Genomic DNA, 22804 nt, shown 5'->3' on the forward strand with positions numbered 1-22804 from the left:
CCAGCAGCACCGACGCCCGATTGTCAGACCCAGGTCCTACAGTGCGAGACATGGACATCGAAGCACCGGCGGTACGGATCGAGCCCTGGTCGGAGGACGACCTGGGCCTGCTCCGCGCCGCGAACGCGCCGGAGTTGATGCACCACCTCGGCGGCCCGGAGACCGAGGAGGCGCTTCTCAAGCGGCACGCGCGCTACGTGGCCCTGAGCGCGGACCGTACGAACAGGGGCCGGATGTTCCGTGTCGTGCTGCCGTCGTCGGGGGAGGCCGTCGGCACGATCGGGTTCTGGGAGCAGACCTGGCAGGGCGAGCAGGTGTACGAGACGGGGTGGACGGTGCTGCCCGCGTTCCAGGGCCGGGGGCTGGCCGTCGCCGCGACCAGGGCCGTGGTGGAGGCGGCGCGGGCCACGAAGAAACACCGTTACCTGCACGCCTTCCCCTCCGTGGGGAATCCGCCGTCGAACGGGGTGTGCCGCAGGGCGGGCTTCGTCCTCCAGGGGGAGTGCGACTTCGAGTACCCGGTGGGACACCCCATGCGGTGCAACAACTGGCGGCTGGACCTGGAGTCGCCGCACATACCGACGTGAACGGCGGAACGTCACAGCTGGCACCCGGCACCCGGCCCCCGTCACCTCACCCGCCCCTACACCCGGCACCCGTACACCCGGCAGCCGCACGCCCCGCACCCGTACGCCCGCAATTGCCTGGCCCGTTACCTCCCCCGGTGACATCCTGACGGCGTGAACGGACCCGAGATCCAGCTCAGCGTCGCCCCCGACCTGCACCTTTTCGTCGCGTCCGCCCGGCGCCAGGGCCCCACGACCCTCGTCACCGACGGCTCGTCCACCCTGGGCCACGTCGTGGAGTCGCTCGGCATCCCGCTCACCGAGGCGGGCCCCGCGCTGGTGGACGGCCGGCCCGTGCCCTTCTCCCACATCCCCGCCGAGGGCGAGACCGTGGAGGTACGGGGCGTGGCCCGGCCGCAACAGGTCCCGGGAGCGCCCCTGCGCTTCCTGCTGGACGTGCACCTCGGGACGCTCGCCCGGCGGCTGCGGCTGCTGGGGATCGACGCGGCGTACGAGAGCGAGGACCTCGGGGATCCGGCCCTGGCCACGCTGTCGGCCACCGAGCGCCGGGTGATGCTCTCGCGGGACCGGGGGCTCCTGCGGCGGCGCGAGCTCTGGGCCGGGGCGTACATCTACAGCGACCGGCCCGACGACCAACTCCGCGACGTGCTGGAGCGCTTCGCGCCCACGCTCACCCCGTGGACGCGCTGCACCGCCTGCAACGGCGTGCTCGGCCCGGCCGACAAGGAGGCCGTACGGGAACAGCTGGAGCGCGGCACGGAGCGTACGTACGACGTATTCGCCCAGTGCGAGTCGTGCGAACGCGTGTACTGGCGGGGCGCGCACCACACGAGGCTGGCGGCGATCGTCGAGGAGGCGGTCCGCGAGTTCGGACACCACGCGGCGGCGTGACGGGCCGAACCCACATCAGGGATCGGTATCGGTATCGGTATCAGGATCAGAAGATGTACGGGTCGCCGGTCGCCGGTGCCAGCACGCGGTGGTGGTCGTTCTCGGGGTTACGGTCGCTCGCGCCGCCGTTCCACGCGGTGTCGACGTCCACGACCACCTCGGCCGGGGCACCCGGCGCCACGAGGTCGAGCGCGGTTCCGCGGGCCCGTCCGCCCGCCCGCAGTTCGCCCGTACGGCACAGCACCGTCCTGTCCCCGCCCCACAGGCAGGCGGGGGGCAACGCCTGGCCGGGTGCCAGGGGGACCGAGAAGTCCAGGCGTACGGTCGCGTCGGGCAGCCCGGACGGGCCGTGGTTCTCGGAACCGACCCGGACGTGCAGCTGCCCGTCCCGCAACGACACCTGCCCGTGGTGGGCGAGGTCGGCCTCGGGGGCGATCGGCGCGGGAGCGGGGTCCGATGCCGGAGGGAGAGCGGAACCGGGGCCGGGAGCCACCGCCGTACCGGACCCCGCGCCCATCACCAGCGCCGTGACGGCGGACACCACGACCAGGAGCGACCTACGCATGACACTCATGGCGCGAACATAATCATCATCACACCGCGATCCTGACCACCCGTCAGCCCGGCGCGCCCCCCTCTCACCCGCGTGGCAGCCCGCGAACGCCCCCACGGGGCGGCCCACCGCCCCCGCGAGGCGTTCACCGCCCGCCTATCCTGGGGCTCTGTCGCTCACACGCACGAAGGGTTACGCCATGACCGCCCCGGAGACCACCCGCACCGCCGTCATCACCGGAGCGAGCAGCGGCATCGGCGCCGCGACCGCGCGGCAGCTCGCCGCCGCCGGGTACCACGTCGTCGTCACGGCACGCCGCAAGGACCGGATCGAGGCCCTCGCCGAGGAGATCACCGCCGCCGGACACCGCGCCACGGCCCACACCCTTGACGTCACCGACCGCGCCGCCGTCGACGCCTTCGCCGCCGACCTCGAAGGCCGGGGCTCGGTGGACGTACTCGTCAACAACGCCGGAGGCGCGCTCGGCGCCGATCCCGTGGCCACCGGGGACCCCGCCGAGTGGCGCCAGATGTTCGAGACGAACGTCATCGGCACGCTGCACGTGACCCAGGCGCTCCTGCCCGCGCTCACCGCGACCGGTGACGGCACGGTGGTCGTCCTGTCCTCCACCGCCGGCCACGCGACGTACGAGGGCGGCGCGGGCTACGTGGCCGCGAAGCACGGCGCGCACGTCCTCGCCGAGACCCTCCGCCTGGAGATCGTCGGCACCCCGGTCCGCGTCATCGAGATCGCGCCGGGCATGGTCAGGACGGAGGGCTTCGCCACCACGCGCTTCCACGGCGACGAGGAGAGGGCGGCGAAGGTGTACGAGGGAGTCGCGGAGCCCCTCACGGCGGACGACGTGGCGGACACGATCACCTGGGCGGTCACCCGCCCCAGCCACGTCAACATCGACCTCCTGGTGGTCCGCCCCCGCGCCCAGGCGTCCAACACAAAGGTCCACCGAGAACTGTGACCCAACGGGCGGGCCCCACACAGCCCCCGCCCCACTCGCCCAACCCGGCGGTTCACCCCTTCACGCAGATGACCTGCTTCAACTTCGCGACGACCTCCACCAGGTCCCGCTGCTGCTCGATCACCTTTTCGATCGGCTTGTACGCGGACGGAATCTCGTCCACCACACCCGCATCCTTACGGCATTCCACGCCCCGGGTCTGATCCTCCAGATCCCGGGCCGTGAACCGGCGCTTCGCCGCGTTCCGGCTCATCCGCCGGCCGGCGCCGTGCGACGCCGAATTGAACGACGCCTTGTTTCCGAGTCCCTTGACGATGTACGAGCCGGTCCCCATCGACCCGGGAATGATGCCGAAGTCGCCGCTTCCGGCGCGGATCGCACCCTTCCGTGTCACCAGAAGGTCCATTCCGTCGTAGCGTTCTTCGGACACGTAGTTGTGGTGGCAGGAAATGACCTCTCCGAAGGTCACATTCGCCTTCCGGAATTCGCGGCGAATCACGTCCTGCGAGAGCGCCATCATGATCGCCCGGTTGTACTTGGCGTACTCCTGCGCCCAGAAGAGGTCGTTCCGGTATGCGGCCATCTGCGGGGTGTCCGCGACGAAGACAGCCAGGTCCCGGTCGACCAGCCCCTGGTTGTGCGGCAGCTTGTGGGCCTGCTGGATGTGATAGTCCGCCAGCTCGTTGCCGATGTTGCGGGAACCCGAGTGCAGCATGATCCAGACCGAGTTGTCCGTATTGAGGCAAAGTTCCCAAAAGTGATTGCCCCCGCCGAGCGTTCCCATCTGCTTCGTCGCCCGGTCCTGACGGAACTTGACCGCCTCCGCGATTCCGTCGAACCGCTCCCAGAAGTCGTCCCACCGCGCCGCCGGGAAGCCGTCCATCCCGACCGGGTCCACCGCCTCGTCGTGCATCCCCCGGCCGACCGGGATCGCCTGCTCGATGCGGGAGCGGAGGCGGGAGAGGTCGCCCGGGAGGTCGTTCGCCGTGAGGGACGTCTTCACCGCCGACATGCCGCAGCCGATGTCCACCCCCACCGCCGCCGGGCACACCGCGCCCTGCATCGCGATGACCGAGCCGACCGTCGCGCCCTTGCCGTAGTGCACGTCCGGCATCACGGCCAGGCCCCGCACCCACGGCAGCGTGGCGACGTTCCGCAGCTGCTGCATCGCGATGTCCTCGACCGACGCCGGGTCCGTCCACATGCGGATCGGGACGTTCTCACCCGGTACCTCTACGTACGACATAATTCCTCGATCCCCCGAAAAGTCAGAAAGCGCAAAAACCGGAACCGCGGCAGTCAAAAGACCCACCCGACCAGCATCGACGGCGGCGCGTGCGATACACATTGTGTCCATCGACCGTCAGGCGGCGGCAAACTGTTTTCGTACGGCCTCCCGTCGGCCCCCCGCGCGCGACCACGTGCGGGGACCCGCCCGGGGTGCGTACGGGAACCACGCGGGCCGCCCGCCCGGCACCCGCCCCACCCCATAGCAGCACCCCCTTCACAGCACCTCGTGCGGCAGCTCGTGCAGCACCTCGTACAGAACGGAGCCCGGGACCGTGCAGCGAAACGCGCGAAAGGCGTACGTACCCGGCCTGGTGGCGCTCCTCGTGGCGGTGGCCGCCGGCTGTACCGGCGCCGGAGGCGGCGACGGTTCCCCGACCGACCCCAAGCCGGGCGGCCCCACCCCCGTCGCCTCACCGGGCAAGTACCGCACGCTCCGGGAGCCCTGCGGATCCGTGCCGCTCGCCACGCTCCAGGAGCTGCTGCCCACCACCCCCGGCCTCGCCGAGGAGCAGCAGGAGAAGATCTACCGGGGCACGGCCGCCGTGACGTACGACACGGACCGCCGCGTCGGATGCAGTTGGAAGGCCGACTCCCCGGACGCCTCCCACCAGCTGGTCATCGACGTCGAGCGCGTGGTGTCGTACGACCCCGCCGTGAGCGACGACGACCGGGCGCAGGAGGTCTACGCGCGCAAGGAGTCGGCGGCGGAGCTGCCCGCCCCGGGCAGCGGCGACGGCGCGGGCAACGGCGACGGCGCCGGCTCCCCGTCCCCCGGCACCTCCTCGACGGACGGCACCTCCCCGGACGACACCTCCACCGCCTCCACCGCCTCCACCGCCTCCACCGCCTCCGGTACGACCCCCCAGACCGTCTCCCCCTCGGCCACCACCTCGCCCTCCCCCGGCTCGCCGGGGGCCTCCGACGCACCCGGCGCACCCGGCGCGCCCGTTGAGGGGTTGCAGCCGCGCGTCCTGGACGGTCTCGGCGACGCGGCCTTCCTGGACGACGCCGTCGCCCGGTCCGGATCGGCCGCCCAGAACCGGACCGTGAGCGTGGTGTTCCGCACATCGAACGTCATCGTGACCGTCCAGTACACCGAACAGCCGGCCCACCCCACCGACGTCCCCGACAGCGCGCAACTCCAGGAAAGGGCACGTGGCCTGGCCCGGAAGCTCGCCGACGAGATGAACGAGTAGCCGGTCCCGCGCCCGGTCCGCGGGTCTCGCGGGTGACGGACGTCCTCCCGTTGCGGGGGCCACGCACGCGGCGCGGCGGTTACCGTGGCCGATCGGACCGTACGACCGTAGGACCGTACGACCACCTGACCGCCACTGACCGCCACCGACGCCACCGACCGCCCTGACCGACCCAAGGAACACTGAAGGAACCATGCGCCGATCAGCCTCGCGACTCCCCCGCCTCCTCGCCTGCGCCGCCGTCCCGGTGATGCTCGTCGTCGCCGGCTGCTCGTCCGGCTCCGATGACAAGGGCGAAGCGGCCACCTCCAGCGCCCCCGCCCCCAAGGCGTCCGCCACGGTCGAGCCCGCGAAGTACAGCGGCCTCCCGGACTCGTGCGACACGATCAGCCGGGCGACGGTCGACGCGCTGGTGCCGAAGGCGAAGATCAAGGGCGGTTCGGCGGGGAAGTCGAGCGACGTCTCCACCCGCAGCAGCTGCTCCTGGAACGGCCTGGACGACAACGGGGTGAAGGGGTCGCAGTACCGCTGGCTGGACGTGTCCCTGACACGGTATGACTCCGACGTGACCCTCGGCTCCGGCGCGAAGCGCGCGGGCGCGCAGTTCACCAAGGAGCTCGCGGCGGCGACGTCCACGGACGGCGCCGAGTCCGTGAAGGCGACCCCGTCGACCGACGTCGGCGACCAGGCGAGCGTCGTCACGTACACGCTCAGGAAGACCGGCGAGGACTTCGCGTACGTGACGGTCGTGGCGCGTACGGAGAACGTCGTCGTCACCCTCACGTACAACGGCGCGGGCTACGCGGGCGCCAAGTCCCCGAGCAGCGCGGACCTGACGAAGGACGCCGTGTCGGCGGCCCAGGGCGTGGTGACGGAGGTCGCCACCGGGTCCGGCGACTCGCCGGACGCCCCGGCGAGCGGCACGGCGTCGAAGAAGGCCTCCCCGTCGTCGAGCGCCAAGTCCTAGGACGCACCGCCCCTCTCTTACGAACGTCCCGCGAACGTCCCGCCGGTCCCGCCGCCCCAAAACGGTTTGACATCGTTTCGCGGCCGCTCCGCGTCGTTATCTCCCCATTTCCACGGAGCCCTGCCCTTACCGGACGGCCGGGCTCCACGCCACACGCCACGCCGTCCGCACACATGTGCCAGGCTGTGCCCCGCCAGAGGTCGAAGTCCCCGTGCGGTCCGTGTGATCGACGCGCCGGGGGTGTCGAGCCACGGGGCCGAATTCGGGAGGGGATCGCGGGTGGCCGCGATGCAGCTGACACGCACGCACCGGATACTCATCGGGGTGGTGGTCGCCGGAGCGGTGGTCATCGCCGCGATCGGTTTCGCGGGGTCGTACGCCGCCGTGCGCGAACTCGCCGAGGAGAAGGGCTTCGGGAAGTTCTCACTGGTCTTCCCGATCGGCATCGACGCGGGCATCTGCGTCCTGCTCGCGCTGGACCTGCTCCTGACGTGGATCCGTATCCCCTTCCCGCTGCTGCGCCAGGCGGCCTGGATCCTGACGACGGCCACCATCGCCTTCAACGGCGCGGCGGCCTGGCCCGACCCGCTGGGTGTCGGGATGCACGCGGTGATCCCGCTGCTGTTCATCGTCGCCGTCGAGGCCGCGCGGCACGCCGTCGGCCGGATCGCCGACATCACGGCCGACAAGCACATGGAGGGCGTGCGGCTCACGCGCTGGCTGCTGTCCCCCGTACCGACGTTCATGCTGTGGCGCCGGATGAAGCTGTGGGAGCTGCGTTCGTACGAGCAGGTCATCAAGCTCGAACAGGACCGGCTCATCTACCAGTCGCGTCTCCAGGCGCGGTTCGGGCGCGGCTGGAAGCGCAAGGCGCCGATCGAGTCGCTGATGCCGCTGCGCCTCGCGAAGTACGGGGTGCCGCTCGCGGACACCGCCCCGGCGGGCCTGGCGGCGGCCGGGATCGAGCCGATGCTGCTGCCGCCCGCGCCCCGGCCCGCGGAACTCCCGCAGGGGCAGGGCGAGATGACGGCGGGTGCGGCGCAGGCCGGACCGCAGGCGCAACTCCCGCCCCAGGCACAGCTTCCGGCGCAGGGTCAGCCCCAAGTCCAGGCGCAGGCGCAGATGCAGGCGCAGCTACAGGACCAACTCCAACAGCTCCAGCAGCTCCAGCAACTCCAGCAACTCCAGCAGCAGACTCAGGCGCAGCTTCCCCAGGAACCCCAGGGCCCGCAGGAGCACCCCGAGACCGTGGCCGCCCAGGCCGGTCAGGTGGTCGAGCAGACCGAACAGGTCGGCCAGGTCGGCCAGGTCGAGCAGGCCGAGCAGGTGGCCGCCCCCGTCAGCCCGTGGTTCGCCGCCCCGCTGGTCCCGGACGGCGCGTACGAGGGCTCGTACAACCCGACCTACGCGGACGTCCCCGAGTCCTCGCAGGTGATGATCCCGTCAGGTCCCGGCCGCAGCCGCCCGCTCGGCGGCGTCCCCGGCCAGCCGGCGGGCACCGGCGCCCCCTTCGGACCGGACCCGGCGACGGACGACCTCCCCGACGCCATGGTCCAGGACCAGCGCGAGGAGCAGCAGCCCGCGCCCAGCCTGCCCGAGGGCATGAACCGCGAGGAGGCGTACTTCGCCGCCTTCCGGAAGTACGTCAAGGAGAACAACGAGATGCCGAACGCCCGGCAGTTCGCGATCTACTTGATGGACCTCTACGGGCTCCAGGGACGCAACGGCGGCCCGCTGAACGAGGGTTCGCTGAAGAAGTACCTGAACGACTTCCCGTACCGCTTCCAGGAAGAGCTGGACGCCGAGCACATCGCCTAGCAGCACCGCGCAAAAAGGGGCCCCGCCCGGCGCATCAGCCGGACGGGGCCCCCTTCACGTACCCCCGCTCCCCCTCACGCCCCCAGCAGCCTCCGCACCCGGTCCGCCCCCACCGCGAGCAGCAGCGTGGGCAGCCGGGGCCCGGTGTCCCGGCCGACCAGCAGCCGGTACAGCAGCGCGAAGAACGTCCGCTGCGCGACCTTCAGCTCCGCCGTCGGCTTGGCGTCCGCCTCCAGCCCCGCGAGCACCTTCGGCACGCCGTACACGAGCGTCGTCAGCCCGTCCAGCGACCAGTGACTGTCGAGGCCGTCCAGCAGCAGCCGCAGCGACTCCGACGCCTGCTCGTCCAGCGAGCCCAGCAGCTCCTTGTCGGGCTCGTCGCGCACGACCGTCCGCGCCTCGGCCGGCACCTGTGTGGTGATCCAGTTCTCCGCGCGGTCCAGCCGGGGCCGTACCTCGTCCAGCGAGGTCAGCGGCCGCTCCGGGTCCAGCTCGCTGAGGATCCGTACGGTCTGCTCCTCGGCTCCCGCCGTGATGTCCACGACGGAGGCGAGGGTGCGGTACGGCAGCGGCCTCGGCGTCCTCGGCAGCTCACCGGCCGCCGTGCCCGTGGCGCGCCCGTACGCGGCGGCGTCCGCCGGCAGCACGGAACCGTCGGCGACCTTCCGCTCCAGGGCGTCCCACTCGTCGTACAGCCGCTGGATCTCCTGGTCGAAGGCGATCTTGAAAGACTGGTTGGGCCTGCGGCGCGCGTACAGCCAGCGCAGCAGCGGCGCTTCCATGATCTTCAAGGCGTCGGCAGGCGTCGGCACGCCGCCCTTGCTGGACGACATCTTCGCCATCCCGGAGATGCCCACGAACGCGTACATCGGGCCGATCGGCTGGACGCCGTCGAAGATCTCGCGCACGATCTGGCCGCCGACGACGAAGGACGAGCCGGGCGAGGAGTGGTCGACGCCGGAGGGCTCGAAGATCACACCCTCGTACGCCCAGCGCATCGGCCAGTCGACCTTCCAGACGAGCTTGCCGCGGTTGAACTCGCTCAGCAGGACCGTCTCGGAGAAGCCGCACGCGGTGCAGGTGTACGTCAGCTCGGTCGTGTCGTCGTCGTAGGCGGTGACGGTGGTCAGGTCCTTGCCGCAGCCGCCGCAGTAGGGCTTGTACGGGAAGTAGCCGGCGGACCCGCCGCTGCCGTCGTCCTCCTCCGCCGCGCCGGAGCCCTCGGCGGCCTCCAGCTCGGCCTCTTCGGGCTTCTTCTGCTGCTGCTTGCCGGGAGCCTTGGAAGCCCCGGCACCGGGCCCGGCCCCGGACCCGGACCCAGCCCCAGCCCCGTCCCCCGCCGCCTTGTCCTTGTCCTTCGTCCGGTAGCGCCCGAGGATCGCGTCGATGTCACCGCGGTGCCGCATCGCGTGCAGGATCTGCTCGCGGTACGTCCCGGCCGTGTACTGCTCGGTCTGGCTGATCCCGTCGTACTCGATGCCCAGCTCGCCCAGGGACCCGATCAGCGCGGCCTTGAAGTGCTCGGCCCAGTTCGGGTACGCCGACCCGGCCGGGGCGGGCACCGAGGTCAGCGGCTTGCCGATGTGCTCGGCCCAGGACGCGTCGATGCCGGGGACGCCGTTCGGCACCTTGCGGTAGCGGTCGTAGTCGTCCCAGGAGATCAGGTGCCTGACCTCGTACCCGCGGCGGCGGATCTCGTCCGCGACCAGGTGCGGGGTCATGACCTCCCGCAGGTTGCCCAGGTGCACCGGGCCCGAGGGGGAGATTCCGGACGCGACGACGACGGGTTTCCCAGGCGCACGCCGCTCCGACTCGGCGATGACGTCGTCCGCGAAACGGGAGACCCAGTCGGCCTCGGTGCTCTGAGCCACGATCGGCACGTCCTTCTTTCAGCTACGCCCCAGAAAAACCGGCGACCGTCATTGTCCCAGGTCCCGGTGACAGAGCGAAAATCGATTGATGGCCCATGGGATACTTGGGGCGACTCCCCGTACCCGACAGGAACGGCTCCCCGCCATGGCCCCGGTCACTTCCCTCGCCTCGACCGTCGATCAGCGCATCGCGGACGCCCTCTCGGCAGCTCTGCCGGAGGCCGGCTCCGCCGATCCGCTGCTGCGTCGAAGCGACCGGGCGGACTTCCAGGCCAACGGCATCCTGGCGCTCGCCAAGAAGCTCAAGGGCAACCCGCGGGAGCTGGCCGGCCAGGTCGTCGCCGCGCTGGCGGCCAACGACGTGATCAAGGAGATCGAGGTCTCCGGACCCGGTTTCCTGAACATCACGCTCACCGACCGGGCGATCACGGAGACGCTGGCCGCGCGGGCCGCCGACGACCGGCTCGGGGTGCCCTTCGCGGCCCACCCCGGCACGACGGTGATCGACTACGCGCAGCCGAACGTGGCCAAGGAGATGCACGTCGGCCACCTCCGGTCGGCCGTGATCGGCGCGGCCATGGTCGAGATCCTGGAGTTCACCGGCGAGAAGGTGGTCAGGCGCCACCACATCGGCGACTGGGGCACCCAGTTCGGCATGCTCATCCAGTACTTGACGGAGCACCCGCACGAACTGGACCACCGGGCCGGGGACATCGACGGCGAGACGGCGATGTCGAACCTGAACCGGCTCTACAAGGCCTCGCGCGCGCTCTTCGACTCCGACGAGGAGTTCAAGGCCCGGTCGCGGGACCGGGTGGTGGCGCTCCAGGCCGGTGACAAGGAGACGCTCGCGCTCTGGCAGAAGTTCGTGGACGAGTCGAAGATCTACTTCTACTCCGTCTTCGACAAGCTCGACATGGAGATCCACGACCCCGACGTCGTGGGCGAGTCGGGCTACAACGACATGCTGGAGGACACCTGCCGGATCCTGGAGGAGAGCGGGGTCGCGGTCCGCTCCGAGGGCGCGCTGTGCGTGTTCTTCGACGACGTGCTGGGCCCGGACGGCAACCAGGTGCCGCTGATCGTCAAGAAGTCGAACGGCGGGTACGGGTACGCGGCCACGGACCTCTCCGCGATCCGGGACCGGGTGACGCGGCTGGACGCGACGACCCTGCTGTACGTGGTCGACGCGCGGCAGTCGCTGCACTTCAAGATGGTCTTCGAGACGGCGCGGCGGGCCGGCTGGCTGGGCGAGGGAACGAAGGCCGTCCAGCTCGCCTTCGGTACGGTGCTCGGCAAGGACGGCAAGCCGTTCAAGACCCGTGAGGGCGAGACCGTACGGCTGGAGGACCTGCTGGACGAAGCCGTCGAGCGGGCGACGGCGGTCGTACGGGAAAAGGCTCGCGACCTCACGGAGCAGGAGATCGCCGAGCGGGGCGAGCAGGTGGGCATCGGCGCGGTGAAGTACGCGGATCTCTCCACGTCGGCCGTCCGGGACTACAAGTTCGACCTCGACCAGATGGTCTCGCTCCACGGCGACACGTCCGTGTACATCCAGTACGCGTACGCGCGGATCCAGTCGATCGTACGGAAGGCCGGGGACGTCGGCCCCGCCGCTCACGCGGAACTCGAACTCGCCCCGGCGGAAAGGGCGCTGGGACTGCACCTTGACCAGTTCGGTGAGGTGCTGACCGAGGTGGCGACGGCGTACGAGCCGCACAAGCTCGCCGCTTACCTCTACCAACTGGCCTCGCTGTTCACGACGTTCTACGACCAGTGCCCGGTCCTCAAGGCGGAGTCACCGGCCCTGGTCGAGAACCGCCTCTTCCTCTGCGACCTCACGGCGCGCACCCTCCAGCAGGGTCTGACGCTGCTGGGGATCCGGTCGCCGGAACGCCTCTGACGCTCCGGCGGCCCGCCCGCCGCCGGGACCCCGCCTCCGTACCGCGCCTCCGACCCCCGGCCGCGACATCAGGGACGTCTGTTCACGGCCGGGGCAGCGCGCTGTCGGGCGTGCCCGCCGGCTGATCGCCGTACAGCCTCATCCACGCCCTCGCCTTCTCCTGCTGCATCGAGGTGAGCCGGCGTACCACCAGGATCGCCAGCACCGCGGCGGCGATGTTGATGACGTCGGACACCATCAGCTCCGCGACCGCCCGTTGGACGTCGGCCCCGTCCACCGCCCCCTCGTACCTCCGCGACGCCAGATTCCCGTAGAACAAGGTGGCGAGCCACAGAGTCCACCAGGCGTTGATCAGGGCGCGCGAGGGGGGCTTGGCGAGCCCCAGGTGGGGTTCGGGTCCGCTGGCGGCCCAGATGTCCAGGGCGATGCGGCGCGGGTACCAGAGGCTCACGACGGGCACGAGCCACCCCCACACCGCCCAGCCGCTCGACTTGCTGTGCGCGTCGGGGGCGAAGGTCTGCGCGTTGCCGCGAACCCGGTGGAACCAGCTGATGAACAGCACGGCACAGACCAGGAGCGAGAGACCCTGCATTCCGCCGGACAGACCGTAGAGGGTCTCGACGCGCTCGTACGAATCGCCCGACGATCCGTCATATCCGGGCGCCAGCACGTCACTCCACGCCGCATGGAGGTTGAAGCCGACCACCAGCGAGAAAACATCGGCCGTGATGGCGACTCCGAGCATCAGGATCACCACGTGGGAGAGACCGACGGGCGAACGCAACGGGCCGGGTCTGGGCAGCACGGGACTCATGGACATGGCAGTGGACCCCCCACAGAAAAGAGACCGCCGATCGGCGGCACCGCTGGAACATACGCGGGGCGGCGACCGACTGTCCACGGAGATCATTAGGCGGGCTTCCGGTGGGCCGTCGCGCAGGGCGCCGGCCACTCGATCCAGCGGGACGCCCCGGCGGCGGTCTCGGAAGCGGCACTCACTTCCTAGCGTCCGCGTGGCGTCACGCGGCACCACCCGGCGCCAATGCGGTGCCATGCGGCACCACATGGCGCCACCTTGAATCAAGGTGGCGCCATCGCATTTCCGCAGTTCAGCGAGGCAGGACCGCACCCCCACCCAAAGATGCGCCACAACGGCTTGCACATGGCGCCACTCTGATGCCATGATGGCGTCATGGACCTCACCCCGTATGTCGACTCCCTCCGCCGCGAACTCGCGGTGGCCGCCGAAGCCGGTGGCGACGAAGCCCGCGAGCTGGCCGACCGGCTCACCGCTCCGCTGGAGTCGGCGGCCCGGCTGACCATGCTCAACGTGCTCTCCGCCGCGACGGACGAGATCACCCGCGAACTCGCCCCCGGCTCGGTCGACGTACGGCTGCGCGGGGTCGACCCCGACTTCGTCGTGACCCGGCCGCCCGCCGACGGGGGTACCCCCGCCGAGCCGGCCGCCTCCGCCGAGCCGCTCAAGGCGCACGCGCCCGCCGACGGCGACGAGGGCGGCACAGCCCGCGTCAACCTCCGCCTGCCCGCGCCCCTCAAGGCCCGCGCCGAGGAGGCCGCCAACCGCGAGGGCCTGTCGGTCAACGCCTGGCTGGTACGGGCCGTGTCGGCCGCGGTCGACGGCGGCAGCCGTCCCCGTACGACCCAGAAGACCCAGTCCATCGGACAGAGCATCACGGGCTGGGTGCGCTGACCGCACCCGGCCCCGCCCCCTGACACCACTTCACCCCCACCACGTCCCACCAGCGGGGACGCACCCACGACCCAAGAGGACGAGACAGCCATGCCTTCTTTCGACACGCCCCTGCCCATCTCCGTCAACGCCCGCGTCGACGCCGGATCCATCCAGTTCACCGCCGCCGACCGCGCCGACACCCTGGTGGCGGTGGCCCCCCGCGACCCGAAGAAGGACCAGGACGTACGGGCCGCCGAGCAGACCGAGGTCACGTACACGAGCGGTGTGCTGACCGTCCGGACGCCCAAGCAGCGCTACCCCCTCGGACGCACCGGCACCGTCGACGTGACGGTCGAACTCCCCACGGACTCGAACATCGATATGGCCGGCTCCTGGGCCCAGGTGCTCGGCGAGGGCCGGCTCGGTGACGTGCGGGTGAAGACCTCGTCCGGTGACGTCCGCCTGGAGACCACCGGCCCGCTCCACCTGACCGCCTCCCACGGCTCGATCACCGTCGAGCGGGTCGAGGGCCTGGCGGAGATCACCACCAGTTCCGGCAGCGTGCGCGTCGGTACGGTCGACGGCCCCGCCGTCCTGAAGAACTCGCACGGCACCACCACCGTCGGCACCGCGACCGGGGACCTGCGCGTGAGCGGTTCCAACGGCGACATCATGGTCGAGCGCGCCGAGGACTCGGTCACCGCCACCACCGCACACGGCACCCTGCGCGTCGCCGAAGTGGTGCGCGGAACCGTCCAGTTGGAGACCTCGTACGGCGCCATCGAGGTCGGCGTCCGCGAGGGTACGGCGGCCTGGCTCGACGTCAGCTCCACCTCGGGCCAGGTACGCAACACCCTCACCCCGTCGGAGGCCCCGGAGGAGAGCGAGGAATCGGTCAAGATCCGCGCCCGCACCCGGTACGGCAACGTCGACATCCGCCGCGCCAGGGCCTGACCCGGGCCTCACGACCACCCCCGGCCGGCCCAACCACTCTCCCCACCCCACCACTCACGCCTTCTCACGGAGGGTCCCATGCCTTCTTCTGTCATGCCCACGCCCAGAATGAACGACGGTGGCGGTCGCCCGTCGCCCGCCGCCATCTCCGCGATCGGTCTGCGCAAGTCGTACGGCGACAAGACCGTCCTCGACGGCATCGATCTCCGCATCCCCGCCGGGTCCGTCTTCGCCCTGCTCGGGCCGAACGGGGCCGGCAAGACCACCGCCGTGAAGATCCTGTCCACGCTCATCGCCGCCGACGGCGGCCAGGGCCAGGTCGCGGGCCACGACATCGCCACCTCGCCCCACCAGGTGCGCGCCGCGATCGGCGTCACCGGGCAGTTCTCCGCCGTCGACGGGCTGATCACCGGCGAGGAGAACATGCTCCTCATGGCGGACCTGCACCACCTGCCCCCGCGCGAGGGGCGGCGGGTCACCGCCGCACTCCTCGACCGGTTCGACCTCACCGACGCCGCGAAGAAGCCCGCCTCGACCTACTCCGGCGGCATGAAGCGCCGCCTCGACATCGCCATGACGCTCGTCGGCGACCCGCGGATCATCTTCCTGGACGAGCCGACCACCGGCCTGGACCCGCGCAGCCGTCACACCATGTGGGGCGTCATCCGCGAGCTGGTCACGGGCGGTGTCACCGTCTTCCTCACCACCCAGTACCTGGAGGAGGCCGACGAACTCGCCGACCGCATCGCCGTGTTGCACGACGGCAGGATCGCCGCCGAGGGAACCGCCGACGAGCTGAAGCGGCTCGTCCCCGGCGGACACGTACGACTCCGCTTCACCGACCCCTCCGCCTACCGCGCCGCCGCCGCCGCGCTGGGCCGCGACGCCACCCGGGACGACGAGGCGCTGGCGCTGCGGATCCCCGGCGACGGCAGCCAGCGCGCGCTCCGATCCCTCCTCGACCGGCTGGACGCGGCCGGCCTGGAAGCGGATGAGCTGACCGTACACACACCCGACCTGGACGACGTGTTCTTCGCCCTGACCGCCCCCACCGACCCGAGCCGGCCGAACCGGACCCAGGAGACAGCCCGATGAGCACCGCCGCCCCCGCCCCCGCCCGCTCCCTCGGCTCCCTCGCCCTCGCCGTCCGCGACGCGGCCACGATGCTGCGCCGCAACCTCCTGCACGTGCGCCGCTACCCGTCCATGACGCTGAACCTGCTGCTCACCCCGGTCGTACTCCTCCTGCTCTTCGTCTACATCTTCGGCGACGTGATGAGCACCGGCATCGGGGGCGGCGGCGGGGACCGGTCCGCGTACCTCGCCTATCTCGTCCCCGGCATCCTGCTGCTGACCATCGGCGGCACCACGATCGGCAGCGCGGTGTCCGTCTCCATGGACATGACCGAGGGCATCATCGCCCGCTTCCGTACGATGGCGATCCACCGCGGTTCGATTCTCGTCGGGCACGTCGTCGGCAGTGTGATCCAGTGCATGGTGAGTGTGATCTGCGTCGGGGCCGTCGCGGTGGCGATCGGCTTCCGGTCCACGGACGCCACCGCCGTGGAGTGGCTTCTGGCGGTGGGACTGCTCGCCCTGGTCTCCCTGGCGCTGACCTGGATCGCGGTCGGGATGGGCCTGTCCAGCCCCACCGTGGAGGCGGCCAGCAACAACGCCATGCCGCTGATGGTCCTGCCGCTGCTCTCCAGCGCGTTCGTACCGCTCGACGCGATGCCGGGCTGGTTCCGCCCGATCGCCGAGTACCAGCCCTTCACCCCGGCCATCGAGACGCTGCGCGGCCTGCTCCTGGGGACCGGGATCGGCCACAACGGCTGGCTGGCGGTGGTCTGGTGCCTGGCCCTGGCCGCCCTCGGCTACGTCTGGTCCACGTCCCTCTTCAACCGCGACCCGAAGTAACGGCACCCCTGAGAACGCCCGAAGGGGCGGCGCACTCCGTCGGAGTGCGCCGCCCCTTCGGCGTGACGAGCGTGCCGAGCGCGGGAAGCACGCAACCACGCGGCTCAGCGCGCGGCGTTCAGCTTCTCCGCGACCTCCGTCGCCCAGTACGTGAGGATCATGGACGCGCCCGCCCGCTTGATGCCCGTCAGGGTCTCCAGGATCGCCGCGTCGCGGTTGATCCAGCCCTTCTCGGCCGCCGCCTCGACCATCGCGTACTCACCGGAGATCTGGTACGCCGCGACCGGTACGGCCACCTCGGCGGCGATCGCCGCCAGGATGTCCAGGTAGGGCAGGGCCGGCTTGACCATGACCATGTCGGCGCCCTCCGCCAGGTCCAGGGCCAGCTCCCGCAGCGCCTCACGGGCGTTGGCCGGGTCCTGCTGGTAGGTCTTGCGGTCGCCCTTCAGCGAGGAGCCGACCGCCTCCCGGAACGGGCCGTAGAACGCCGACGAATACTTCGCCGTGTAGGCGAGGATCGACACGTCCTCCCTGCCGATCGTGTCCAGCGCGTCCCGTACGACCCCGACCTGCCCGTCCATCATCCCGCTGGTGCCCAGCACATGGGCGCCCGCGTCGGCCTGGACCTGGGCCATCTCCGCGTACCGTTCCAGCGTCGCGTCGTTGTCGACCCGGCCCTCCGCGTCCAGCACCCCGCAGTGGCCGTGGTCCGTGTACTCGTCCAGGCACAGGTCCGACATGACGACCAGCTCGTCCCCGACCTCCGCCCGCACCGCGCGCAGCGCGATCTGGAGGATCCCGGCCGGGTCCGTGCCCGCCGACCCCACCGCGTCCTTCTTCGTGTCGTCGGGGACGCCGTAGAGCATGAACCCGGGCACCCCGGCCGACACCGCGTCCACCGCCGCCTTCCGCAGGGTGTCGAGCGTGTGCTGCACGACCCCCGGCATCGAGGCCAGCGCCACCGGCTCGCTGATCCCCTCCCGTACGAAGGCGGGGAGGATCAGGTCCGCCGGATGCAGCCGGGTCTCGGCGACCATCCGCCGCATCACCGGGTTGACCCGCAGCCGCCGGGGGCGCGCGCCGGGGAAGGATCCGTACACAGTCATCGTCAGTCGCCTCTTGCTTGCTTGTTCAGTTCTGATGTCGTCCGGTACGGGAACGGTCCCGGCCACCCGCGAAAATCCGGGCAGCCGGGACCGCCGCTTCCACACCTACGTCGTACGCCGCCTGCGGCTGCCGGGACGCCGTTCGCTCGGCCGGGTGACCGGGTCGCCGGCCTCCTTCGCCGTCTCGCGGCGCTGCGTGCCGAACGCGGCCAGCGCCTCGGCCAGCTTGTGCACCGACGGCTCGGGGGACAGGACGTCGACCCGCAGGCCGTGCTCCTCGGCGGTCTTCGCCGTGGCGGGGCCGATGCACGCGATCACCGTCACGTTGTGCGGCTTGCCCGCGATCCCGACCAGGTTCCGCACCGTGGACGAGGACGTGAACAGCACGGCGTCGAAGCCACCGCCCTTGATCGCCTCACGGGTCTCGGCGGGCGGCGGCGAGGCGCGCACGGTGCGGTACGCCGTGACGTCGTCGACCTCCCAGCCCAGCTCGATCAGCCCCGCCACCAGGGTCTCGGTGGCGATGTCGGCGCGCGGCAGGAAGACCCGGTCGATCGGGTCGAACACCGGGTCGTACGGCGGCCAGTCCTCCAGCAGTCCCGCGGCGGACTGCTCGCCGGACGGCACGAGGTCGGGCTTCACCCCGAACTCGATGAGGGACGCGGCCGTCTGGTCGCCCACCGCGGCGACCTTGATCCCGGCGAAGGCCCGGGCGTCGAGCCCGTACTCCTCGAACTTCTCCCGCACCGCCTTCACCGCGTTGACCGACGTGAAGGCGATCCACTCGTAGCGCCCGGTGACCAGGCCCTTGACCGCGCGCTCCATCTGCTGGGGCGTACGCGGCGGTTCGACCGCGATGGTCGGGACCTCGTGCGGGACCGCGCCGTACGACCTGAGCTGGTCGGAGAGCGAGGCCGACTGCTCCTTGGTGCGCGGGACGAGGACCTTCCAGCCGAACAGGGCCTTCGACTCGAACCACGCGAGCTGGTCGCGCTGGGCGGCCGAACTGCGCTCGCCGACGACGGCTATGACGGACTGGTGCCCGTCCGGGGACGGCAGCACCTTCGCCTGCTTGAGGGTCTGCGCGATCGTGCCGAGCGTGGCCGTCCACGTCCGCTGCCGGGTGGTCGTACCGGCGACGGTGACGGTCATCGGGGTGTCCGGCTTGCGGCCGGCCGCGACCATCTCCCCGGCGGCGGCGCCCACCGTCTCCAGGGTGGTGGACACGACGACCGTGCCGTCGCTCGCGCCGATCTCCGTCCAGCACCGCTCGCTCGCGGTCCTGGCGTCGACCAGGCGCACGTCCGTGCCCTGCGTGTCCCGCAACGGCACCCCGGCGTAGGCCGGCACGCCGACCGCGGCCGCGATACCGGGCACGACCTCGAAGGAGATGCCGGCGGCGGCGCACGCCAGCATCTCCGTGCCCGCGCCTCCGTCCAGGCCCGGGTCACCGGTCACCGCACGGACGACCCGCTTGCCGCCGCGCGCGGCCTCCATGACAAGATTGGCAGCGTCCCGGATAGCGGGGATCCCGGCGGCTGTTGACGCCTCGTCGACGACCGTCAGTGCCGGTGTGCTCACCCCCGCCCTGGCATGGCCGCGTACGACTTCGAGCACATCAGGCTCGGCGATCAGAACATCCGCCCCCGCGAGCGCCTCGACGGCGCGAAGTGTCAGCAGACCCGGATCTCCGGGTCCGGCACCGAGGAAGGTGACGTGCCCCGATGCGGAGTAGGCCGTTAGGTCATAGGTGGTGGGGCTCAAAGTCGCTCCCCCATAAGACCGGCCGCACCCTTGGCAAGCATGTCGGACGCGAGTTCGCGACCGAGCGCGATGGCGTCCCCGTGCGACGTGGGTACGGGACCGGTGGTGGACAGCTGCACCAGCGTCGAGCCGTCGGTCGTGCCGACGACGCCGCGCAGGCGCATTTCGTTGACAACCTGCTCCTCGGCCAGCAGGTCGGCCAGGGCACCCACAGGTGCGCTGCAACCGGCCTCCAGGGCGGCGAGCAGGGATCGCTCGGCGGTCACGGCGATCCGCGTGTGCGGATCGTCGAGCCCGGCGAGCACGGCGGCGAGGTCCACGTTGACCGCGGCGCACTCTACTGCCAGGGCCCCCTGGCCGGGGGCGGGCAGAACGGTGTCGACCGACAGGAACTCGGTCACCTCACCGATCCTGCCGATCCGGTGGAGCCCCGCGGCGGCGAGCACGACGGCGTCGAACTCCCCGCTGCGGACGTGTTCGAGGCGGGTGTCGATGTTCCCGCGGATCGGCACGGTCCTGAGGGACAGACCGTGGCCGCGCGCGTACGCGTTGAGCTGCGCCGCCCGGCGCGGCGACCCCGTACCGACCCGGGCGCCCGCGGGCAGTTGGCCGAGCCGCAGCCCGTCCCGCGCCACCAGCACGTCCCTCGGATCCTCCCGGACCGGCACGGCGGCCAGCGTGAGGTCGTCGGGCTGCGCGGTCGGCAGGTCCTTGAGGGAGTGCACGGCGAAGTCGACCTCGCCGCGCAGCAGCGCGTCGCGCAGCGCGGTGGCGAAGACGCCCGTACCGCCGATCTGCGCGAGGTGCTCGCGGGAGGTGTCGCCGTACGTGGTGATCTCCACGAGCTCCACCGGTCGCCCGGTCAGCGCGCGCACGGCTTCGGCCACTTGCCCGGACTGGGCCAGGGCGAGCCTGCTGCGTCGGGTACCCAGCCTCAGCGGCCGTCCGGGCCCCGGGGGCCTGTCGGGCCGCGGAGGCCGCTCGGGCCTCAGTGCCTTCTCGGTCATACTCGCCCTCTGCCTACACCGTCGGTGTCGTTCAGGTCGGCCCGGCTGACGGCGGCGACCGTCTGCGGGTCGAGGTCGAAGAGTTCACGCAGCGCGTCCGCGTATCCGGCGCCGCCGGGCTCGCTCGCCAGCTGCTTGACCCGCACGGTGGGCGCGTGCAGGAGTTTGTCGACGACACGGCGCACCGTACGCGTGATCTCGGCGCGCTGCTTCTCGTCCAGGTCGGGGAGCCTGCCTTCGAGGCGGGCGACTTCGGTGCTGACCACGTCTGCGGCCATGGCGCGCAGGGCGACCACGGTCGGCGTGATGTGCGCGGCCCGCTGGGCGGCGCCGAAGGCGGCCACCTCGTCGGAGACGATCGTGCGCACCAGCTCGACGTCCGCCGCCATGGGCGCGTCGGCGGAGGCCTCGGCGAGCGACTCGATGTCCACGAACCGGATGCCGCCGAGGCGGTGCGCCCCGGCGTCGATGTCCCGGGGCATGGCGAGGTCGAGCAGGGCCAGCGGTGCGGTACGGCCGGTCAGGGCGGCCTCGACGGTGTCGGCGGCGAGGACCAGGCCGGTCGCCCCCGTACAGGACACGACGATGTCGGCACGTGTCAGTTCACCGGCGACGGCGCCCATGGTCACGGCCCGCGCCCGCACGCCCGTACCGCCGGGCTCGGTGAGGATCTCGGCGAGCCGCTCGGCGCGCGGCGCGGTGCGGTTGGCGATGACGATCTCCTCGACGCCGGCCCGCGCGAGGGTGGCGGCGGCGAGCGAGGACATCGAGCCGGCGCCGATCACCAGGGCCCGCTTGTCCTTGGCCCAGGCCTCGACGGCCCGGCCCGCGGCGAGCTGTTCGAGCCCGAAGGTGACGAGGGACTGCCCCGCCCGGTCGATCCCGGTCTCGCTGTGAGCGCGCTTGCCGACCCGCAGGGCCTGCTGGAACAGGTCGTTGAGCAGCCGGCCCGCGGTGTGGAGCTCCTGCCCCAGCGCCAGCGCGTCCTTGATCTGCCCGAGGATCTGTCCCTCGCCGACGACCATGGAGTCCAGGCCGCAGGCCACCGAGAAGAGGTGGTGGACGGCCCGGTCCTCGTAGTGCACGTAGAGGTAAGGGGTCAGCTCGTCGAGGCCGACACCGCTGTGCTGCGCGAGGAGCGTGGACAGCTCGGCGACCCCGGCGTGGAACTTGTCGACGTCGGCGTACAGCTCGATGCGGTTGCAGGTGGCGAGGACGGCCGCCTCGGTGGCGGGCTCGGCGGCGAGCGAGTCCTGCAACAGCTTGATCTGCGCGTCCGTGGAGAGCGAGGCGTGCTCCAGCACACTCACCGGGGCGCTGCGGTGGCTCAGTCCGACGACCAGGAGGCTCATGCCGGCATCACCGCCGGTACGTCCCCTTCGGGCCCCTTCCGGGTCGCGGTGTGCGGCGGGGCGCTGTCGCGCGGGGCGGCCGCGACGGCGGCGGCGTCCGCGGGGTGCGCGCGCTCGCCGGGCGGCAGGGCGGCCTCGGCCGCGGCCTCCTCGCCGGCCTTGCGCTGCTCGTGGAAGGCGAGGATCTGGAGCTCGATGGAGAGGTCGACCTTGCGGACGTCCACCCCGTCGGGGACGGACAGCACCGTCGGCGCGAAGTTGAGGATCGAGGTCACCCCGGCGGCGACGAGCCGCTCGCAGACCTGCTGGGCGGCGCCCGCGGGGGTCGCGATGACCCCGATCGAGACACCGTTGTCGCTGATGATCTTCTCCAGCTCGTCCGTGTGCTGGACGGGCATCCCGGCGACCGGCTTGCCGGCCATCTCCGGGTCGGCGTCTATCAGCGCGGCGACCCGGAACCCGCGGGACGCGAATCCGCCGTAGTTGGCGAGCGCGGCGCCGAGGTTACCGATTCCGACGATCACGACCGGCCAGTCCTGCGTCAGGCCCAGCTCACGGGAGATCTGGTAGACGAGGTATTCGACGTCGTAGCCCACCCCCCGGGTCCCGTACGAACCGAGGTAGGAGAAGTCCTTGCGCAGCTTCGCGGAGTTGACCCCGGCCGCGGTCGCCAGTTCCTCGGACGAGACAGTGGGTACGGACCGCTCGGACAGAGCGGTCAGTGCGCGCAGATACAGGGGAAGCCGGGCGACGGTGGCCTCGGGGATTCCTCGGCTACGGGTCGCCGGTCGGTGAGTTCGGCCAGTTGCCACGGTGCTCCTGCGGGATGAGCGAGGCTGTAGGCGGCCGTATGTCCCAGGACCGCCCCGTCGAATGCAGGCTATGTCTTTGTGAACGCGTGCACAAAGATGGTGTCCGTTTTGTCCGAGCAAAGTGACCGGGGTCACGCACCTCGATCCC

20 protein-coding genes are annotated in these 22804 nt (G+C 71.3%); 11 read left to right on the forward strand and 9 right to left on the reverse strand.

All coding sequences use genetic code 11. The features are described 5' to 3' along the window. Nucleotides 1–50: 50 nt before the first annotated feature. Entirely contained in the window at nucleotides 51–587 is a 537-nt protein-coding gene (locus ACIODU_RS22415) for a GNAT family N-acetyltransferase (RefSeq protein ID WP_401769622.1), read from the forward strand. Between the two features lie 153 nt (nucleotides 588–740). Then, a complete protein-coding gene (locus ACIODU_RS22420) occupies nucleotides 741–1478 on the forward strand; it encodes a Mut7-C RNAse domain-containing protein (protein WP_401769623.1) in 738 nt (245 codons plus the stop codon). Between the two features lie 46 nt (nucleotides 1479–1524). Here the strand turns inward: ACIODU_RS22420 and ACIODU_RS22425 are convergent, their stop codons facing one another. Beyond that, nucleotides 1525–2052 (reverse strand): hypothetical protein, encoded by a 528-nt coding sequence (locus tag ACIODU_RS22425; RefSeq protein WP_401769624.1) that lies wholly within the window; start codon nucleotides 2050–2052, stop codon nucleotides 1525–1527. A gap of 178 nt (nucleotides 2053–2230) precedes the next feature. Between ACIODU_RS22425 and ACIODU_RS22430 the strand changes: the two genes are divergently transcribed. Beyond that, nucleotides 2231–3007: an SDR family NAD(P)-dependent oxidoreductase gene (locus ACIODU_RS22430; protein WP_356432262.1), complete on the forward strand. Its 777-nt coding sequence runs from the start codon at nucleotides 2231–2233 to the stop codon at nucleotides 3005–3007. A gap of 52 nt (nucleotides 3008–3059) precedes the next feature. Here ACIODU_RS22430 and ACIODU_RS22435 read toward each other — a convergent pair whose 3' ends face one another. Beyond that, on the reverse strand, nucleotides 3060–4253 hold the full coding sequence (locus ACIODU_RS22435) for an RtcB family protein (protein WP_401769646.1): 1194 nt from the start codon (nucleotides 4251–4253) through the stop codon (nucleotides 3060–3062). Nucleotides 4254–4569: 316 nt separating this feature from the next. Here ACIODU_RS22435 and ACIODU_RS22440 point away from each other — a divergent pair, with 316 nt between their 5' ends. The 3 genes from ACIODU_RS22440 to ACIODU_RS22450 all read left to right on the forward strand — a co-directional run bounded on the left by ACIODU_RS22440 (nucleotide 4570) and on the right by ACIODU_RS22450 (nucleotide 8278). After that, a complete protein-coding gene (locus ACIODU_RS22440) occupies nucleotides 4570–5493 on the forward strand; it encodes a DUF3558 domain-containing protein (RefSeq protein ID WP_401769625.1) in 924 nt (307 codons plus the stop codon). Nucleotides 5494–5686: 193 nt separating this feature from the next. Next, nucleotides 5687–6460, forward strand: a complete 774-nt coding sequence (locus ACIODU_RS22445) for a DUF3558 domain-containing protein (RefSeq protein WP_356432259.1) — start codon at nucleotides 5687–5689, stop codon at nucleotides 6458–6460. Nucleotides 6461–6739: 279 nt separating this feature from the next. Continuing rightward, the gene (locus ACIODU_RS22450) at nucleotides 6740–8278 is read left to right on the forward strand and encodes a DUF2637 domain-containing protein (protein ID WP_401769626.1); all 1539 of its coding nucleotides are present in this window, start codon (nucleotides 6740–6742) and stop codon (nucleotides 8276–8278) included. A 74-nt stretch (nucleotides 8279–8352) separates the two neighbouring features. Here ACIODU_RS22450 and lysS read toward each other — a convergent pair whose 3' ends face one another. Beyond that, nucleotides 8353–10158 (reverse strand): lysine--tRNA ligase, encoded by a 1806-nt coding sequence (gene lysS, locus ACIODU_RS22455; RefSeq protein WP_401769627.1) that lies wholly within the window; start codon nucleotides 10156–10158, stop codon nucleotides 8353–8355. A 136-nt stretch (nucleotides 10159–10294) separates the two neighbouring features. Here lysS and argS point away from each other — a divergent pair, with 136 nt between their 5' ends. Further along, nucleotides 10295–12052 carry an arginine--tRNA ligase gene (gene argS, locus ACIODU_RS22460; RefSeq protein ID WP_401769628.1) on the forward strand — a complete coding sequence of 586 codons (1758 nt, stop codon included), beginning with the start codon at nucleotides 10295–10297 and terminating at the stop codon, nucleotides 12050–12052. Between the two features lie 82 nt (nucleotides 12053–12134). Here argS and ACIODU_RS22465 read toward each other — a convergent pair whose 3' ends face one another. Continuing rightward, entirely contained in the window at nucleotides 12135–12872 is a 738-nt protein-coding gene (locus tag ACIODU_RS22465; protein ID WP_401769629.1) for a DUF4328 domain-containing protein, read from the reverse strand. 372 nt (nucleotides 12873–13244) lie between these two features. On the opposite strand from ACIODU_RS22465, the gene ACIODU_RS22470 reads away from it, so the two are divergent. The 4 genes from ACIODU_RS22470 (at nucleotide 13245) to ACIODU_RS22485 (ending at nucleotide 16615) form a co-directional block, all read left to right on the forward strand. After that, nucleotides 13245–13763 carry a hypothetical protein gene (locus tag ACIODU_RS22470; protein WP_356432251.1) on the forward strand — a complete coding sequence of 173 codons (519 nt, stop codon included), beginning with the start codon at nucleotides 13245–13247 and terminating at the stop codon, nucleotides 13761–13763. Between the two features lie 90 nt (nucleotides 13764–13853). Next, entirely contained in the window at nucleotides 13854–14699 is an 846-nt protein-coding gene (locus ACIODU_RS22475) for a DUF4097 family beta strand repeat-containing protein (RefSeq protein WP_356432249.1), read from the forward strand. A 78-nt stretch (nucleotides 14700–14777) separates the two neighbouring features. After that, nucleotides 14778–15794 carry an ATP-binding cassette domain-containing protein gene (locus ACIODU_RS22480; protein WP_401769630.1) on the forward strand — a complete coding sequence of 339 codons (1017 nt, stop codon included), beginning with the start codon at nucleotides 14778–14780 and terminating at the stop codon, nucleotides 15792–15794. Next, on the forward strand, nucleotides 15791–16615 hold the full coding sequence (locus ACIODU_RS22485; protein WP_401769631.1) for an ABC transporter permease: 825 nt from the start codon (nucleotides 15791–15793) through the stop codon (nucleotides 16613–16615). The genes ACIODU_RS22480 and ACIODU_RS22485 overlap by 4 nt, the downstream gene beginning before the upstream one ends. Before the next feature lie 104 nt (nucleotides 16616–16719). Here ACIODU_RS22485 and hemB read toward each other — a convergent pair whose 3' ends face one another. The 5 genes from hemB to ACIODU_RS22510 form a co-directional block, all read right to left on the reverse strand. Then, entirely contained in the window at nucleotides 16720–17721 is a 1002-nt protein-coding gene (gene hemB, locus ACIODU_RS22490; protein WP_401769632.1) for a porphobilinogen synthase, read from the reverse strand. Between the two features lie 105 nt (nucleotides 17722–17826). Continuing rightward, the gene (locus ACIODU_RS22495; RefSeq protein WP_356432242.1) at nucleotides 17827–19485 is read right to left on the reverse strand and encodes a bifunctional uroporphyrinogen-III C-methyltransferase/uroporphyrinogen-III synthase; all 1659 of its coding nucleotides are present in this window, start codon (nucleotides 19483–19485) and stop codon (nucleotides 17827–17829) included. Then, nucleotides 19482–20492: a hydroxymethylbilane synthase gene (gene hemC / locus ACIODU_RS22500; RefSeq protein ID WP_401769633.1), complete on the reverse strand. Its 1011-nt coding sequence runs from the start codon at nucleotides 20490–20492 to the stop codon at nucleotides 19482–19484. Before hemC ends, ACIODU_RS22495 begins: the two co-directional genes overlap by 4 nt. Continuing rightward, complete coding sequence (locus ACIODU_RS22505; protein WP_356432241.1) at nucleotides 20489–21844, reverse strand: glutamyl-tRNA reductase; 1356 nt, start codon at nucleotides 21842–21844, stop codon at nucleotides 20489–20491. Before ACIODU_RS22505 ends, hemC begins: the two co-directional genes overlap by 4 nt. Beyond that, nucleotides 21841–22656, reverse strand: coding sequence for a redox-sensing transcriptional repressor Rex (locus ACIODU_RS22510; protein ID WP_401769634.1), 816 nt, complete (start codon nucleotides 22654–22656; stop codon nucleotides 21841–21843). The genes ACIODU_RS22505 and ACIODU_RS22510 overlap by 4 nt, the downstream gene beginning before the upstream one ends. Between the last annotated feature and the right edge of the window lie 148 nt (nucleotides 22657–22804).

Source organism: Streptomyces sp. NPDC088261 (genome assembly GCF_044740805.1).
Lineage (GTDB): Bacteria > Actinomycetota > Actinomycetes > Streptomycetales > Streptomycetaceae > Streptomyces.